The sequence below is a fragment of the Staphylococcus sp. HMSC13A10 genome (assembly GCF_001808005.1).
Taxonomy (GTDB): domain Bacteria; phylum Bacillota; class Bacilli; order Staphylococcales; family Staphylococcaceae; genus Staphylococcus; species Staphylococcus pasteuri.
In genome coordinates this window covers 184,842-202,518 of the sequence record NZ_KV791856.1, presented here as the reverse complement: position 1 = coordinate 202,518, position 17,677 = coordinate 184,842, and the positions used below count along the sequence as shown (strand labels likewise).

17 protein-coding genes and 1 other RNA gene are annotated in these 17,677 nt (G+C 32.8%); 15 read left to right on the top strand and 3 right to left on the bottom strand.

Annotated elements, in window-relative coordinates; all coding sequences use genetic code 11:
* Positions 1-10: 10 nt before the first annotated feature.
* Positions 11-910, bottom strand: coding sequence for a TIGR01777 family oxidoreductase (locus tag HMPREF3125_RS05465; RefSeq protein WP_070452429.1), 900 nt, complete (start codon positions 908-910; stop codon positions 11-13).
* A gap of 776 nt (positions 911-1,686) precedes the next feature.
* Between HMPREF3125_RS05465 and HMPREF3125_RS05455 the strand changes: the two genes are divergently transcribed.
* The gene (locus HMPREF3125_RS05455; protein WP_017636872.1) at positions 1,687-2,373 is read left to right on the top strand and encodes a DUF4887 domain-containing protein; all 687 of its coding nucleotides are present in this window, start codon (positions 1,687-1,689) and stop codon (positions 2,371-2,373) included.
* A 107-nt stretch (positions 2,374-2,480) separates the two neighbouring features.
* Here HMPREF3125_RS05455 and HMPREF3125_RS05450 read toward each other — a convergent pair whose 3' ends face one another.
* Positions 2,481-2,702 (bottom strand): hypothetical protein, encoded by a 222-nt coding sequence (locus tag HMPREF3125_RS05450; RefSeq protein WP_017636871.1) that lies wholly within the window; start codon positions 2,700-2,702, stop codon positions 2,481-2,483.
* A gap of 431 nt (positions 2,703-3,133) precedes the next feature.
* Here HMPREF3125_RS05450 and HMPREF3125_RS05445 point away from each other — a divergent pair, with 431 nt between their 5' ends.
* The 12 genes from HMPREF3125_RS05445 (at position 3,134) to ssrA (ending at position 15,689) form a co-directional block, all read left to right on the top strand.
* Positions 3,134-4,147, top strand: a complete 1,014-nt coding sequence (locus HMPREF3125_RS05445) for a sugar-binding transcriptional regulator (protein ID WP_029056541.1) — start codon at positions 3,134-3,136, stop codon at positions 4,145-4,147.
* A gap of 51 nt (positions 4,148-4,198) precedes the next feature.
* On the top strand, positions 4,199-5,206 hold the full coding sequence (gene gap / locus HMPREF3125_RS05440; RefSeq protein ID WP_070452423.1) for a type I glyceraldehyde-3-phosphate dehydrogenase: 1,008 nt from the start codon (positions 4,199-4,201) through the stop codon (positions 5,204-5,206).
* Between the two features lie 134 nt (positions 5,207-5,340).
* Positions 5,341-6,531, top strand: coding sequence for a phosphoglycerate kinase (gene pgk, locus HMPREF3125_RS05435; RefSeq protein ID WP_029056542.1), 1,191 nt, complete (start codon positions 5,341-5,343; stop codon positions 6,529-6,531).
* Positions 6,532-6,635: 104 nt separating this feature from the next.
* Entirely contained in the window at positions 6,636-7,397 is a 762-nt protein-coding gene (gene tpiA, locus HMPREF3125_RS05430; protein WP_017636867.1) for a triose-phosphate isomerase, read from the top strand.
* Positions 7,398-7,399: 2 nt separating this feature from the next.
* Complete coding sequence (gpmI, locus tag HMPREF3125_RS05425) at positions 7,400-8,917, top strand: 2,3-bisphosphoglycerate-independent phosphoglycerate mutase (RefSeq protein WP_070452420.1); 1,518 nt, start codon at positions 7,400-7,402, stop codon at positions 8,915-8,917.
* Positions 8,918-9,057: 140 nt separating this feature from the next.
* The gene (gene eno / locus HMPREF3125_RS05420) at positions 9,058-10,362 is read left to right on the top strand and encodes a surface-displayed alpha-enolase (protein WP_017636865.1); all 1,305 of its coding nucleotides are present in this window, start codon (positions 9,058-9,060) and stop codon (positions 10,360-10,362) included.
* 217 nt (positions 10,363-10,579) lie between these two features.
* Entirely contained in the window at positions 10,580-11,038 is a 459-nt protein-coding gene (locus HMPREF3125_RS05415; protein ID WP_029056544.1) for a hypothetical protein, read from the top strand.
* A 68-nt stretch (positions 11,039-11,106) separates the two neighbouring features.
* Positions 11,107-11,340 carry a preprotein translocase subunit SecG gene (gene secG / locus HMPREF3125_RS05410; RefSeq protein ID WP_017636863.1) on the top strand — a complete coding sequence of 78 codons (234 nt, stop codon included), beginning with the start codon at positions 11,107-11,109 and terminating at the stop codon, positions 11,338-11,340.
* A gap of 173 nt (positions 11,341-11,513) precedes the next feature.
* Complete coding sequence (locus HMPREF3125_RS05405) at positions 11,514-12,254, top strand: alpha/beta hydrolase (RefSeq protein ID WP_017636862.1); 741 nt, start codon at positions 11,514-11,516, stop codon at positions 12,252-12,254.
* A gap of 34 nt (positions 12,255-12,288) precedes the next feature.
* A complete protein-coding gene (gene rnr, locus HMPREF3125_RS05400) occupies positions 12,289-14,664 on the top strand; it encodes a ribonuclease R (protein WP_070452417.1) in 2,376 nt (791 codons plus the stop codon).
* Between the two features lie 21 nt (positions 14,665-14,685).
* Positions 14,686-15,150, top strand: coding sequence for an SsrA-binding protein SmpB (gene smpB / locus HMPREF3125_RS05395; RefSeq protein ID WP_017636860.1), 465 nt, complete (start codon positions 14,686-14,688; stop codon positions 15,148-15,150).
* Positions 15,151-15,327: 177 nt separating this feature from the next.
* Positions 15,328-15,689: a transfer-messenger RNA gene (gene ssrA / locus HMPREF3125_RS05390) on the top strand.
* Positions 15,690-15,949: 260 nt separating this feature from the next.
* Here ssrA and HMPREF3125_RS05385 read toward each other — a convergent pair.
* Positions 15,950-16,549, bottom strand: a complete 600-nt coding sequence (locus tag HMPREF3125_RS05385) for a hypothetical protein (RefSeq protein WP_046466473.1) — start codon at positions 16,547-16,549, stop codon at positions 15,950-15,952.
* 446 nt (positions 16,550-16,995) lie between these two features.
* Between HMPREF3125_RS05385 and HMPREF3125_RS12665 the strand changes: the two genes are divergently transcribed.
* Together HMPREF3125_RS12665 and HMPREF3125_RS05375 are read left to right on the top strand one after the other, a co-directional pair.
* A complete protein-coding gene (locus HMPREF3125_RS12665) occupies positions 16,996-17,166 on the top strand; it encodes a VraH family peptide resistance protein (RefSeq protein WP_046466475.1) in 171 nt (56 codons plus the stop codon).
* 19 nt (positions 17,167-17,185) lie between these two features.
* Positions 17,186-17,623, top strand: coding sequence for a GNAT family N-acetyltransferase (locus HMPREF3125_RS05375; RefSeq protein ID WP_070452414.1), 438 nt, complete (start codon positions 17,186-17,188; stop codon positions 17,621-17,623).
* Positions 17,624-17,677: the final 54 nt, after the last annotated feature.

Below are 17,677 nucleotides of genomic sequence, written 5' to 3'. Positions count from 1 at the left end.
ACCTCTTATCTTATTTACTAACTAAATCATCAAGTGCACTTTTAAGATTATTATACATGAAATTAAAACCTAGTGCTTGTAGTTTATTTGGTAATACCTTTTGTGTATCTAATACTACAGTTGACATTTCACCTAAAACTAATCTCATAGCAAAACCTGGCACCCATGTTTCATGAGGTTTGTGCATAGCTCGACCTAATGTATAGCCAAATAGATTTTGACGTTCAGGAATTGGGGCAGTTAAATTAAATGGTCCATATGCTTTTTCATTACCAATAGTAAATAGAATAGCACGTGTTAAATCATCGATATGAATCCAAGAATACCATTGATATCCAGAACCAAGTTTACCGCCTACATAGAACTGATAGGGTAATTTCATAGTTTGAAGTGCACCACCATCATTAGATAAAATCATACCAAATCGACCTAATACAACTCTAGTTCCAAAGGATTCAAATTGTTGAGCAAATCTTTCCCATTGATAGACGATATCTGATAAAAAGTCGAAAGGTAGCGTTTTAAATAATTCAGTATAACTATGATGATAGTCAGGAGGGTAATAACCCATTGCACTCGCGTTAAATAATACTTCTGGTTTATGTTTTCTTTCTTTAAACAAATCAACTAGCGCTTGAGTAGATTGAATTCTACTTAACATCAAAGTCTGTTTATAATCTTCAGTCCATCGTTTATTAAGTGTAGCGCCTGCTAAGTTAATGACAATATCTACATCGGGAACGTTATTTACCCAACCTTCTTTAGCCCAATTTACATAAGAAACCTTAGTATCATTAGATTGTTCATCATGTCTAGTTAAAATTGTTATATGGGCATTTGACTTTTTAATTTCGTTTACTAAATGCGAACCAACCATACCAGTTCCGCCAGTTATTAAATAATTTTTCATTATTTCACCTCAACTTGAAAATTGTAATTCATAAATTACTTAAAGTGATTCTAGTTATTCAAAATTTATCCATTTTTTAGCCAACAATATGTCAAAGACTTTTTTATAATCGTATTTAAAAATTTTTATGTTAAGTTATAATAAATTTGTACCTTCGGAAATTAATTAAACATCTCTTAATTAGTATGAGTATACCCCATAATATACTAGCGAAGGTAAATTTTGACTCCCTTTAGTAGTGGCCCATGCGAGCAGCGTATGGGTCTTTTTCTACCTTCAATCCTATTCTAAATGATAATTACATCTTTTTACAGAAATTAACTTAAAAACGAAAAATATATTATGCAATATAAAAAGACATTTTGAAATTACTAATTAAAAATCCATATAAAGCTAAATAATAGCAACAGGATAATGATATAAAAAAAGCTTTCACGTAGTTTAGGAACATGATCTTGATTATTATCATTTGATATGAGCATCTTTTTTAATGTTATTTTTTGTTTTTCTTCTTTATCAAATTCCAGTGAATCATCAAGTATTTTCTTCATTATTATCACAAACCGTTCTTATTAAATTTATATTAAAATGGTTAAAATTGATGTTTCTTATTCATTATGATGTTATCATAAGTAAGATAAGTTTAAGTATAAATTTATTTGCTAAACTTAATGAACATTTTAACTTATGTTTTTAACGATTGAATCAATTCATCAACTTAAGATAAAGATTTATTTAATATTATAGAATATTCCATGTTTAAAGTGAGGGAGAATATGTCAAAGCAAGATTTTAATGATTATGAAAATCGAGGCAAAAAAGGTATGAGCGGAATCGCTAAAATAATAAGTATTATTATTGTTTTATTACTATTATTTGGACTAGCATTTGCTATATTTTCATTTGTAGATCATTCTAAAAAAGCAAATGAGCGCCTTAATAACGAGACAAAGCAAGAGCAGAAAGACAAAAAAGACAAAAAAGACAAAGACGATAAAGATAAAAAAGAAAAATCTTCTGACGATAAGTCTAAAGAAAATCAAAATACTCAACAACAGACTCAACAAACTCAGCAAACTCAACAAAATACACGTCAACAAACAACACAACAACCTTCAACTCAACAAAGAACGCAACAGCAAAAAACGCAACAAAAATCAAAAGTAGATAATAAAACAAAAGAAAAACAAAGCACACAAGAAAAACAAAGTACAGAAGAGAAGCCAAGTACGCAAGAGAAACAAAGTACTGAAGAAAAGCCAAGTACTCAGGAAAAACCAAGTACCCAAGAAAAGCCAAGTACGCAAGAGAAACAAAGTACTCAAGCTAAACCTAGCACACAACAATCATCACAGAGTAATAATTCAAGCAATAATACGCAACGTAGTAACACACAACAATCTAGTAATTCTCAAAGTTCACAAAGTCAAAGCAGTTCATCTAAAAGTGAATCAGACGATTAAATAAAAAGCCGATTAAGTATGTAGAGCATTTACTATATGTAAACAACTCTATGACTTAATCGGTTTTTTTCTATTAACAAATACTATTAGGAAAATTACCAAACTTATTAAAATAGCCAATAAATTATCATTGTAATAATAAAAGAAATAAACATTAATGTACCACAACCCATTGTGCAACCACAACCTGTGTGTGTACATCCATATGAATATGTTTGATATCTTTTTTTAGAGTCATCTTGTATATTTTGATGAAAATGTTCTTCATCTTTATAACGAGGGTCAGTTGGGTCGATGACCTCAACATTATTTTCTTCATTATTGTTCATTATGGAACAAGCCTTCTTCCTAGTTTAGAAATTGATTTAATTAGATTATAAATTAAAGTGTTAGAAATAGAAATGAATGTCGAATATCGTAGAATATCACCGAATGGTTAGTACACAATATAAAGGGTAATATTATAAATATATTGTTTATTAAAGTAAATTCATTGGATGACATAACAAACTTTCAAAAAAGGATAAATTATTGTAACCAAGTGATTAAATTCACGTAACTGTAGGTACAACGAATGAAATCGCTTTACACAATATTTGGAAAATTTTGAGCGGATTTACTTGCATTTTAATTCGCATAATAGTACTATTGCAATTGTAAAGAGGTTAGATTTTGTCCCACGTGGGACTTTAAACGTCAACCCTCTATGATTCAACAAAATTGACTCATCCTTTAGAAATATATTGAGGAGGAACGAGTAGTGAAAGATTTGATCGAAACTCAACAACAACTTATTCCAGATTTGGTCGAAAAGATGTATCGTCGTTTTTCAATCTTAACTACTATTTCTCAAAATGAGCCAGTTGGACGACGCAGCTTAAGTGAACATATGGATTTGACGGAAAGAGTTCTACGTTCTGAAACAGATTTATTAAAAAAACAAGAACTAATCAATGTTAAATCAACAGGTATGGAAATCACTGAAAAGGGTAAAGAAGTAATCAAACAATTGAATGACTACTTCAACCACTATTCAGATGACCATAAAATGGCAATAGCTATTAAAGAAAAGTACAACATAAAAGAAGTACATGTTGTCCCTGGTGATTCTGACGAGAAACAAACAGTTAAGAGAGAAATGGGGAGACAAGCTGGTCAGTTATTAGAAAGCATATTGTATGAAGATGCAATTGTTTCTGTAACAGGTGGTTCTACAATGGCTTATGTAAGTGAATCCATTCATTTATTACCATTTAATGTATTCTTTGTACCTGCTAGAGGCGGACTTGGTGAGAACATGGTTTATCAAGCAAACACTATCGCATCAAGCATGGCGCAACAAGCAGGTGGTTACTACACAACATTGTATGTACCAGATAACGTAAGCGAATCTACATATAATACATTAATGTTAGAACCTTCAGTTAGTCACACACTCGATAAAATAAAACAAGCAAATGTAACCATACACGGTATCGGTGATGCGCTGAAGATGGCGTATCGACGACAATCACATACAGATGTGATAGAAAAACTTCAACATCACCACGCCGTAGGTGAAGCATTTGGATATTATTTTGATGCTCAAGGCAATGTAGTTCATAAAGTGAAAACGATTGGATTACAATTAGAAGATCTTGAGTCCAAAGACTTTATATTTGCAGTAGCAGGTGGTCAATCTAAAGGAGAAGCAATTAAAGCTTATCTTTCAATTGCACCTGAGAATACAGTGTTAATCACTGACGAAGCTGCGGCGAAAGTAATATTAAATTAGGAATAAAAAGTTCAAAGCTTTTTAAATATCATTTTAAAGGAGGCCATTATAATGGCAGTAAAAGTAGCAATTAATGGTTTTGGAAGAATTGGTCGTTTAGCATTTAGAAGAATTCAAGACGTTGAAGGTTTAGAAGTAGTAGCAGTAAACGACTTAACTGATGACGATATGTTAGCTCATTTATTAAAATATGATACTATGCAAGGACGTTTCACTGGTGAAGTAGAAGTTATCGACGGTGGATTCCGCGTTAACGGTAAAGAAGTTAAATCATTCGACGAACCAGATGCAAGCAAATTACCTTGGAAAGACTTAGATATCGACGTAGTATTAGAATGTACTGGTTTCTATACTGATAAAGATAAAGCACAAGCTCACGTTGACGCAGGTGCTAAAAAAGTATTAATCTCAGCTCCAGCTACAGGCGATTTAAAAACAATCGTTTACAACACTAACCACCAAGAATTAGACGGTTCTGAAACAGTAGTTTCTGGTGCTTCATGTACTACAAACTCATTAGCTCCAGTAGCTAAAGTATTAAATGATGAATTTGGTTTAGTTGAAGGTTTAATGACAACTATCCACGCATACACTGGTGACCAAAATACTCAAGATGCTCCACACAGAAAAGGCGACAAACGTCGTGCTCGTGCTGCAGCAGAAAACATCATCCCTAACTCAACTGGTGCTGCAAAAGCAATCGGTAAAGTTATTCCTGAAATCGACGGAAAATTAGACGGTGGTGCACAACGTGTTCCAGTTGCAACTGGTTCATTAACTGAATTAACAGTAGTATTAGAAAAAGACGTATCAGTAGAAGACGTTAACAAAGCTATGAAACAAGCTTCTGACGAATCATTCGGTTACACTGAAGATGAAATCGTTTCTTCTGACGTTGTAGGTATGACTTACGGTTCATTATTCGATGCAACTCAAACTCGTGTAATGACAGTTGGCGATCGTCAATTAGTTAAAGTAGCTGCTTGGTATGACAATGAAATGTCTTACACTTCTCAATTAGTACGTACTTTAAACAAATTAGCTGAGTTATCTAAATAATTAAAGCATAGTTAATTTAACTAGTGCTCTTAACTGTTAAAATTTATAATAAAGCTTATGAGTAAGCGGGGAGCACAAACGCTTCTCCGCTTATTTTTTAATATATGTTTTCCTAATTAAAGGAGGAAATGAAAATGGCTAAAAAAATAGTTTCTGATTTAGAACTTAAAGACAAAACGGTATTAGTTCGTGCTGACTTTAACGTACCTTTAAAAGATGGTGAAATTACAAACGACAACCGTATTGTTCAAGCATTACCAACAATCAAATACATCATCGAACAAGGTGGTAAAGTAGTATTATTTTCACACTTAGGTAAAGTGAAAGAAGAAAGCGACAAAGAATCATTAACTTTAAAACCTGTTGCTGATGATTTATCTAAAAAATTAAACAAAGACGTAGTATTCGTACCTGAAACTCGTGGAGAAAAATTAGAATCTTCAATTAAAGATTTAAAAGCTGGCGATGTTTTATTAGTACAAAACACTCGTTTTGAAGATTTAGATGGTAAAAAAGAATCTAAAAATGACCCAGAATTAGGTAAATATTGGGCTTCATTAGGTGACGTATTTGTCAATGATGCTTTCGGTACTGCTCACCGTGAACATGCTTCTAACGTAGGTATTTCTACTCATTTAGAAACTGCAGCAGGTTTCTTAATGGAAAAAGAAATTAAATTCATCGGTGGCGTAGTTAATGATCCACACAAACCAGTAGTAGCAATCCTTGGTGGTGCTAAAGTATCTGATAAAATTGGTGTAATCAAAAACTTATTAAATATTGCTGATAAAATTCTTATCGGTGGTGGAATGGCTTATACTTTCCTTAAAGCACAAGGTAAAGAAATTGGTTTATCTCTATTAGAAGAAGATAAAATTGACTTTGCTAAAGAATTATTAGAAAGCAATGGAGACCAAATCGTATTACCTATTGATGCTAAAGTAGCTAAAGAATTTTCAAATGATGCAGAAATTACTGAAGTATCAATTGATGAAATTCCAAAAGATCAAGAATCAATGGATATTGGTCCTAAAACAGTTGAATTATTCAACAAAGAATTACAAGGTGCGCATACAGTAGTATGGAATGGACCTATGGGTGTATTCGAATTTAGTAATTTTGCTAAAGGTACTATTGGTGTATGTAAATCAATCGCTAACTTACAAGATGCTGTAACAATTATCGGTGGTGGTGATTCTGCAGCTGCAGCAATCTCACTTGGATTCGAAGATGACTTCTCTCACATCTCTACAGGTGGCGGTGCATCATTAGAATACCTAGAAGGTAAAGAATTACCAGGTATTAAAGCAATCAATGATAAATAATATAAATGTAACTCTGTGTTTTTCTCGAATATATTTGGGAAAATAAAACACGAAAGACATTTTAAGAATTTTAATAAACATTAAATTATTAAGGAGTGTAATGAATGAGAACACCAATTATCGCAGGTAACTGGAAAATGAACAAAACAGTTCAAGAAGCTAAAGATTTCGTTAACGAATTATCAACATTACCTGATCCAAAAGAAGTTGAATCAGTAATTTGTGCACCAACAATCCAATTAGACGCATTAATTACAGCAGTGAAAGATGGTAAAGCTAAAGGCTTACAAATCGGTGCTCAAAATGCATATTTTGAAGATAATGGTGCTTTCACAGGTGAAACATCTCCTGTAGCATTAGCTGATTTAGGCGTAAAATATGTTGTTATCGGACACTCTGAACGTCGTGATTTATTCCACGAAACTGACGAAGAAGTTAACAAAAAAGCACATGCTATCTTCAATCATGGTATGACACCAATCATTTGTGTTGGTGAATCAGATGAAGAACGTGAAAGTGGAAAAGCAAATGAAGTTGTAGGTAACCAAGTTAAGAAAGCTGTTGAAGGTTTATCAGACGAACAACTTAAACAAGTTGTTATCGCATATGAACCAATTTGGGCTATCGGTACAGGAAAATCATCTACATCTGAAGATGCTAATGAAATGTGTGCACACGTACGTAAAACACTTGCAGACGTTTCAAGTCAAGATGTAGCTGATGCAACTCGTATTCAATATGGTGGTAGTGTTAAACCTAACAACATTAAAGAATACATGGCTCAATCAGACATCGATGGCGCATTAGTAGGCGGCGCTTCATTAAAAGTAGAAGATTTTGAACAATTGTTAGAAGGTGCAAAATAATTATGGCAAAACAACCAACTGCCCTAATCATTTTAGATGGTTTTGCAAATCGTGAAAGTGAACACGGTAACGCTGTGAAATTAGCTAATAAACCTAATTTCGATCGTTATTATAGTAAATATCCAACTACACAAATCGAAGCTAGTGGTTTAGATGTAGGTCTTCCTGAAGGCCAAATGGGTAACTCAGAAGTAGGTCATATGAACATCGGTGCTGGACGTGTTGTTTATCAAAGTTTAACTCGTATTAACAAATCAATTGAAGATGGAGATTTCTTTGAAAATGATGTGTTAAATAACGCAGTTAAACATGTTAAAGATAATAACTCAGCATTACATGTTTTTGGTTTACTTTCTGATGGCGGTGTTCACAGTCATTATCAACACTTGTTCGCTATTTTAGAATTAGCTAAAAAACAAGGTCTTGAAAAAGTATATGTACATGCATTTTTAGATGGACGTGACGTTGATCAAAAATCTGCAATTAAATATATCGAAGACACTGAAGCTAAATTTAAAGAACTAGGTGTTGGTCAATTCGCTTCTGTTTCAGGTCGTTATTATGCAATGGACCGTGACAAACGTTGGGATCGTGAGCAAAAAGCTTATAATGCCATTCGTAATTTTGAAGGTCCAACGTTCTCTACAGCTAAAGAAGGTGTAGAAGCTAACTATGCTAAAGACTTAACTGACGAATTTGTTGAGCCATTTATTGTTGAAGGACAAAATGAAGGTGTTAATGACGGAGATGCAGTTATTTTCTATAACTTCCGTCCTGATAGAGCAGCTCAACTATCTGAAATATTCACTAATAAAGCATTCGAAGGTTTCGAAGTAGAACGTGTAAATGATTTATTCTATGCTACATTCACAAAATACAATGATGATGTTGATGCAGAAGTTGTATTTGAAAAAGTAGACCTTAAAAACACTATCGGTGAAGTAGCTCAAGACAATAATCTTAAACAATTACGTATAGCTGAAACTGAAAAATTCCCACATGTTACTTATTTCATGAGTGGGGGTCGTAATGCTGAATTCGAAGGTGAACGTAGACGACTAATTGATTCACCTAAAGTTGCAACTTATGACTTGAAACCAGAAATGAGTGCATATGAAGTCAAAGATGCTTTATTAGAAGAATTAGACAAAGGTGATTTAGATTTAATCTTATTAAACTTTGCTAATCCTGATATGGTTGGTCACAGTGGTATGTTAGAACCAACAATCAAAGCGATTGAAGCAGTTGACGAATGTTTAGGTGAAGTTGTAGATAAAATTATCGATATGGGTGGTCATGCGATTATCACTGCAGACCATGGCAACTCTGACCAAGTCCTAACAGATGATGATCAACCTATGACAACTCATACAACTAACCCAGTTCCAGTTATTGTTACTAAAGAAGGCGTAACATTAAGAGAAACAGGACGTTTAGGAGATTTAGCTCCAACATTATTAGATTTATTAAATGTTCAACAACCAGAAGATATGACTGGAGAATCTTTAATTAATCATTAATGTTAGGAAAGTTGTTACAAATAAGGGGAAAACACTCCTTATTTGTTAACTTTTCATTAACGACATGTATTATTATTTTATTAATCAAATAAATAAAGCTATAATAGCTTTAAATCATATATTTAAAGGAGAAATTAAACATGCCAATTATTACAGATGTTTACGCTCGCGAAGTCTTAGACTCACGTGGTAACCCAACAGTTGAGGTAGAAGTATTAACTGAAAGTGGCGCTTTCGGCCGTGCATTAGTACCATCAGGTGCTTCTACAGGTGAACACGAAGCAGTAGAATTACGTGACGGTGATAAATCACGTTACTTAGGTAAAGGTGTTACTAAAGCTGTTGAAAACGTAAATGAAATTATCGCACCAGAAATCGTTGAAGGTGAATTTTCAGTATTAGATCAAGTATCTATCGACAAAATGATGATTCAATTAGACGGTACTTCAAATAAAGGTAAATTAGGTGCTAACGCTATTTTAGGTGTATCAATCGCTGTAGCTAGAGCAGCTGCTGACTTATTAGGTCAACCTTTATACAAATATTTAGGCGGATTTAATGGTAAACAATTACCAGTACCTATGATGAACATCGTTAATGGTGGTTCACACTCAGATGCACCAATCGCATTCCAAGAATTCATGATTTTACCAGTAGGTGCTGAATCATTTAAAGAATCATTACGTTGGGGCGCTGAAATCTTCCACAACTTAAAATCAATTTTAAGTAAACGTGGATTAGAAACTGCAGTAGGTGACGAAGGTGGTTTCGCTCCTAAATTTGAAGGTACAGAAGATGCTGTAGAAACTATCATTCAAGCTATTGAAGCTGCTGGATATAAACCAGGCGAAGAAGTATTCTTAGGATTTGACTGTGCTTCATCAGAATTCTACGAAGATGGCGTATATGACTATACTAAATTCGAAGGTGAACATGGTGCTAAACGTAGTGCAGCTGAACAAGTTGACTACTTAGAACAATTAATTAACAAATATCCAATCATCACAATTGAAGATGGTATGGACGAAAACGACTGGGACGGTTGGAAACAACTTACAGATCGTATCGGCGATAAAGTACAATTAGTAGGTGACGATTTATTCGTAACTAACACTGAAATTCTAAATAAAGGTATCGAACAAGGTATCGGTAACTCAATCTTAATTAAAGTTAACCAAATCGGTACATTAACTGAAACATTTGATGCTATCGAAATGGCTCAAAAAGCTGGTTACACTGCAGTAGTTTCTCACCGTTCAGGTGAAACAGAAGATACTACAATCTCTGATATTGCTGTAGCAACTAATGCTGGTCAAATCAAAACTGGTTCATTATCAAGAACTGACCGTATTGCTAAATACAATCAATTATTACGTATTGAAGATGAATTATATGAAACAGCTAAATTTGATGGAATCAAATCATTCTACAATTTAGACAAATAAGTTTGACTTAAATGTTGAGTTCACGCAATAAAGTTCACGCTAAATATCTAGGAAGCGCATCCTAGATGATAACCCGTTACAGAGTTGAGGCTGTAACGGGTTTTTTATATTTAAAAATACATTTAATATTAGAATGTCATTTAAATTAGCATGATTTAACTTATACATTGAAACTGGTATAATAATAGAAGTATTCAATTTCAAAAGGAGAACTAAAATGGCTGAAACTACGAGACGAGAAGTTGTTACAGGTAATGTAATTGCTATCAGTTCACTTATATTTTTTATCCTGTTAATCATTCATAACTTTTTCGTGTTAGATACAACGACTGTGAAATCACTATTATCATTAGCAGGTCAGAAGACAACAACACACTCTGTGAATCAAGTATTAAATAGTTTTAGATTTGATGGTATTATGTATTTATTAGCATATTTAGCAGGCGTTATTGCTTATTGGAATCGCCATCCTTACTTATGGTGGTTTATGTTTGCTGTTTATATTTCTAATGCATTTTTCACTCTTGTTAACCTCTATATGGTCGTACAAGGTATATTAGAAGCTAAAAATGTCATTGCTGCATTTCCAATTTTAATTGTAGTAATTGGGTCACTTATTTTAGCTACTTATATGTTAATCGTTTCAATTAAACGCAAAAGTACATTCAATCGATAGAAGATTGATAATTAATACGAAGATGTGTTATAATTCGTTTCGTATATAATGAATGGAGGACAATTTTTATGCATACATTTTTCATCGTGTTATTAATAATAGATTGTATTGCATTAGTGACTGTTGTATTACTCCAAGAAGGAAAAAGTAATGGACTTTCAGGTGCTATCAGTGGCGGCGCAGAACAGTTATTTGGTAAACAAAAACAACGTGGCGTCGATTTATTCTTGCATAGATTAACAATAATTTTATCTGTAATATTCTTTTTACTTATGATTGGCATAAGTTATCTTGGTATATAAGGTCCGACGATGTTCATGTCGGGCTTTTTTATTTATAATTAAACTTGCAAAATAAATGATATAAAAAGCAATGAAGTTCAAATAATACACTTAGAGTTCAAAATAATACTTAATGTAATTTAAAACTCATATTTAAATAAATCTTATAAATTTTTGGAAGAGGGATGAACATAATGCAAATCAAACTACCTAAGCCTTTCTTTTTTGAAGAAGGTAAACGTGCAGTATTGTTATTACATGGTTTTACTGGTAATTCTTCAGATGTAAGACAATTAGGTCGTTTCTTACAGAAAAAAGGCTATACGTCTTATGCGCCACAATATGAAGGACATGCTGCGCCACCAGAAGAAATTTTGAAATCGAGTCCTTATGTATGGTTTAAAGATGTTTTAGATGGATATGAATATTTAGTAGACCAAGGATATGACGAAATAGCAGTTGCTGGTTTATCATTAGGTGGTGTTTTTGCATTAAAATTAAGCTTAAACAGAGATGTTAAGGGTATTATAACAATGTGTGCGCCAATGGATGATAAATCATCAAGCACGATTTATGAAGGATTTTTAGAATACGCTAGAAATTTCAAGAAATATGAGGGTAAAGACCAAGCAACGATTGATTATGAAATGGAACATTTTCATCCTACAGAAACACTTGAAGAATTAAGTGCTACGATGAAAGGTGTCAAAAATCAAGTTGATGAAGTGATGGACCCAATATTTGTTGTCCAAGCAGAACAAGATAAAATGATTGATCCTCAGTCAGCAAATTATATATATGAAACTGTAGAATCTGATGATAAAGATATCAAATGGTATGCGAATTCAGGACATGTGATTACGATTGATAAAGAAAAAGAACAAGTCTTTGAAGATATATACGATTTTTTAGAATCATTAGATTGGTCAGAATAAAAAATAAACAAGATAGATAGAAAGGAGGGGCATAATGAATTTAAAACAATCCATCGAAGAAATGATTAAACAACCTGATTATGAACCCATGTCAGTATCAGATTTTCAAGATGCATTAGGTTTAAATAGTGCCGACTCATTCAGAGATTTAATAAAGGTGCTTGTTGAACTAGAGCAAACTGGTTTAATAGAACGTACTAAGACAGATAGATATCAAAGAAAGCAATCTAATAAAACAAATTCAAAATTGGTAAGAGGAACATTAAGCCAGAATAAAAAAGGATTTGCTTTTCTTAGACCGGAAGAAGAAGGTGTAGATGACATCTTTATTCCACCAACAAAAATTAATAGAGCATTAGATGGCGATACAGTTATCGTAGAAGTTCATAAAGGTAGAGGCGACTTTAAAGGTAAAACAGAAGGTGAAGTAAAATCTATTGAAAAACATTCTGTCACTCAAGTCGTAGGAACTTATAGTGAAGCGAAACATTTTGGTTTTGTGATTCCAGATGATAAACGTATCATGCAAGATATTTTTATTCCTAAAGGTCAAAGTTTAGGTGCAGTTGATGGGCATAAAGTATTAGTCCAAATTACAAAATATGCAGATGGTTCAGATAATCCAGAAGGACATATTTCAGCTATCTTAGGTCATAAAAATGATCCAGGCGTAGATATTCTATCAATCATCTATCAACATGGTATAGAAATAGAATTTCCTGACAACGTACTTAAAGAAGCTGAAAATGTTCCCGAAGAAATTAAGCCTTCAGAAATAGAAGGCCGACATGATTTAAGAGATGAATTAACAATTACAATTGATGGTGCAGATGCTAAAGATTTAGATGATGCTATCAGTGTTAAAAAGTTAAAAAACGGTAATACTGAACTTACTGTAAGTATTGCAGATGTCAGTTATTATGTGACGGAAGATTCTGCATTAGATAAAGAAGCATATGACAGAGCAACAAGTGTGTACTTAGTAGACAGAGTCATTCCAATGATACCGCATAGATTAAGTAACGGTATTTGTTCTTTAAATCCAGAAGTTGATCGTTTAACGCTAAGTTGTCGTATGGAAATCAACGCTCGTGGTGAAGTAGTCAATCATGAAATTTTCGACAGTGTTATCCATTCTAATTACAGAATGACTTATGATGCGGTCAATCAAATCATCACTGATCAAAATCCAGATGTACGTCGTCAGTACAGTGAAATTACTGAAATGTTAGATTTAGCTCAAGATTTATCTAACCGTTTAGTAAATATGCGTAGACGTCGTGGAGAAATAGACTTTGATATTAGCGAAGCCAAAGTTTTAGTTAATAATGAAGGTATTCCAACTGACGTTCAAATTCGTGAACGTGGTGAAGGTGAACGACTAATAGAATCATTCATGTTAGCAGCTAATGAAACAGTTGCTGAGCACTTTAACAAGTTGGAAGTACCATTTATATATCGTGTCCATGAACAACCTAAATCAGACCGATTAAGACAGTTCTTTGACTTTATTACGAACTTTGGCATTATGATTAAAGGTACTGGAGAAGACATCCATCCAACAACGCTTCAAAGTATTCAAGAAGAAGTTGAAGGTCGTCCAGAACAAATGGTTATTTCTACAATGATGCTTCGTTCTATGCAACAAGCACATTATGATGATGTGAACTTAGGTCACTTTGGTTTATCAGCAGAGTACTATACTCATTTTACATCACCAATTCGTCGTTATCCGGATTTAACTGTTCACCGTTTAATTCGTAAGTATCTAATTGAACATTCAATGGATAAGAAAGAACAACGCAAATGGGAAGATAAACTTCCAGAACTTGCAGAGCATACGTCTCAACGTGAACGTCGTGCTATCGAAGCAGAACGTGATACAGATGATCTGAAAAAATCTGAATACATGGTACAACATATTGGTGAAGAATTTGAGGGTATCATTAGTTCAGTAGCTAACTTCGGCATGTTTGTAGAATTACCAAACACGATTGAAGGTATGGTTCATATGTCTAATATGACAGATGATTATTATCGTTTTGATGAACGACAAATGGCTTTAATTGGTGAACGTCAAGCTAAAGTATTCCGTATTGGTGATGCTGTTAAAGTAAAAGTCACTCATGTTGATGTAGATGAACGCATGATTGATTTCCAAATCGTTGGTATGCCATTACCTAAAAATGATAGAAGTCAAAGACCAGCACGTGGTAAAACAATCCAAGCGAAGACACGTGGTAAATCATTAGATAAATCAAAAACTGATGATAAAGGTAACGGTAAGAATAAACGTAAACAACGTAAAGGTAAAAATGCGCGTCAACAAGATAAAAAAGGAAATACAAAGCATAAACCATTTTACAAAGACAAAAGTGTAAAGAAAAAATCACGTAAAAAGAAAAAATAAGCAGCAAAGAGGTGAGACAGAATGGCTAAGAAAAAATCACCGGGCACACTAGCTGAAAATCGCAAAGCAAGACATGATTATAATATTGAAGATACGATTGAAGCGGGTATTGTGTTACAAGGTACAGAAATTAAATCTATACGTAGAGGTAGTGCCAATTTAAAAGATAGCTATGCTCAAGTTAAACGTGGCGAAATCTATTTAAATAATATGCATATTGCACCTTATGAAGAAGGTAACCGTTTCAATCATGATCCATTACGTTCTCGTAAGTTGCTATTGCATAAACGTGAAATTTTAAAATTAGGTGACCGTACACGTGAAATTGGTTATTCTATCATTCCGTTAAAATTATATTTGAAGCATGGTCAATGTAAAGTATTACTAGGCATTGCTCGCGGTAAGAAAAAATATGATAAACGACAAGCTTTAAAAGAAAAAGCAGTTAAACGTGATATGGATCGAGCTGTAAAAGCCCGTTATTAAGCAATACTATTGCTTACACGGGCTACATTTGATATATTAATAAGTGCTTTGTTAGAAAAGCGCATTGATTTTAGTTCATAAAATTGGTTCGCGACTTGAATGACTTGATGTTGTTTGAGGTCGAGATGTTATGGACTGAAGGATGTGTTTAAATTCTACAAAGTACACTTTTATTACGGGGACGTTTATGGATTCGACAGGGGTCCCCAGAGCTTATTAAGCGTGTCGGAGGGTTGTCTCCGTCACTAACACACTCAGTTTATAATAACTGGCAAATCAAACAATAATTTCGCAGTAGCTGCGTAATAGCACTCTGCATCGCCTAACAGCATTTCCTATGTGCTGTTAACGCGATTCAACCTTAATAGGATATGCTAAACACTGCCGTTTGAAGTCTGTTTAGATGAAACTTAATCAAACTAGCATAATGTTGGTTGTTTATCACCTCTCATTATGCGAAACTCAATGATAAACTACACACGTAGAAAAATTTGTATCAGGACCTCTGGACGCGGGTTCAAATCCCGCCGTCTCCATTATCAAGCCTGCAACCCATGTGGTTGTGGGTTTTTTGTTTATGTTGCCACAGATGTGCCACAACACAAAAAAAAGACACTACCAATTTAAGTAGGTAGTGACTTATAAATATTCAATTATTTCTTTTTTAGTACTAGAGTACAATTGTACTCATCGTTTATATACTTTGTCACTATATGGTTAATCTAGTAAATGTTCATGTAATGATACCAAGGATAACATTTTTTGTATTAATAACTATTATAAACTTCCTCTTGATTAACTATTCAGCACCTGGAGGCTCAACTTTAATTCCTTGTTCTCCTAAACGTCTAATTACTTCTGCTCCTTCTTCAGTGTTGGCTTTTTTATCTATTTCACTTTGTATTTCTTGCTCGCTCAAAGGTTTATTTGAACTAGGAACACCACCAACATCACCATTTGGTATGCCTGTATAACCATTTTGTTTAGCAACTTTGGCATTAGCTTCCATTTGTTCTTGATTTAAGGCGCCATTGTTTTGCTGAGTATTTGCTTGTTGGTTTTGAGCAGTTTGTTGTTGAGGCTGTTGAGCTTGTTGATTGTTCTGATTTGAATTATTCTGTGTATTGTTTTGTTGTGTTTGTTGTTCGTTATTTTGTTCATTAGACTGTTCATTTTGCTGATTATCTTTACTTGATTGTTGTTTGTCCTTGTTATTGTCTTTCTTTTTATTCTCCTCTGACTTTTTATCTTTATTTTTCTTTGGATCGTTTGATTTCTTATCTGATTTACTTTCAGATTTTTTGTCATCGTCCTTTTTAGAATGGTCTTCACTTTGACCACATGCAGTTAAAACTAACGCTGATGATAATATTGCCGTTCCTAATAATTTGAATTTCATTTCGATTTGGCTCCTTAATATACAATTTAATTTAATAATACATTTAAATTTTAATTATTAATATTAACTATAGTTTATTGATAGCTATAATGTTTTGTTATTGTAAAAAATATATCTATAATTAAAAGTATATTTAAAAATGATTGCTTTTACACTTAGTTGCTATGTTTACAAAACATTAAAATATGATATACGTATAGTAGGTAAAAAAGGAGAATTATATGATTATTTTACTATCTATATTACTGATTATTTCGCTATTTGAAACATTTTATCTTTTGATTAAAATTAGAAATCTAAAGAAAAGAAATGCGGCTGATCATGAATACGAAAAAATGGTTAATAAGTATTCACCTATAGGAACTATAACGTTAATTATCTCTATCATTTTATTAGTTATAGCTTTTGTTATTCTGTAATAGAATTTTTTGAAAGGACTATATTATATGAGCTTAAAACAAATATGGAACTATTTATTAAACAAAAAGTGGAATATTGAAGATATAATATTTTTAGCTTTATTCATATTTTTAGGAAGTATATTTACTACACCCATATTAGGAGTTCCTATCGGTGTTATTGCATATTTATTTTTAATGGCTGATGATTTTGATTGAGTTAACTTAGGAGAATATTATGATATTAAAGAAAACTAAATTAAATGAAAAAGATTATGATAAAGCTTTAAAAATTTGGGAAAGATCTGTAATAGAAACACACGATTTTCTTAAAGATGAAGATAGAATAGCGTTAAAACATGAAATTCCAACTTACTTTAAATATGTAGAAGGATATTTATGGTGGAATGACATTGAAGTGATAGGTTTTTCGGGAACAAATGATCAAAATTTAGAAATGTTATTTATAGACCCTCAATATTTTAATAAAGGTTATGGTACACAAATTGTACAGACCCTTATTAAAGACAAGAAAATACAATACGTTGATGTTAACAAAGACAATGAAAATGCTATTCAATTTTATAAGAAGAATGGATTTATAAAATACGATGAATCTGAACAGGATGGACAAGGAAGAGACTATCCTATTTTACATCTTAAGTTATCTAATTAAATATGTATGGAGGACGAACATATGGAATTATTAGGTAAGATCATAAATTTCACA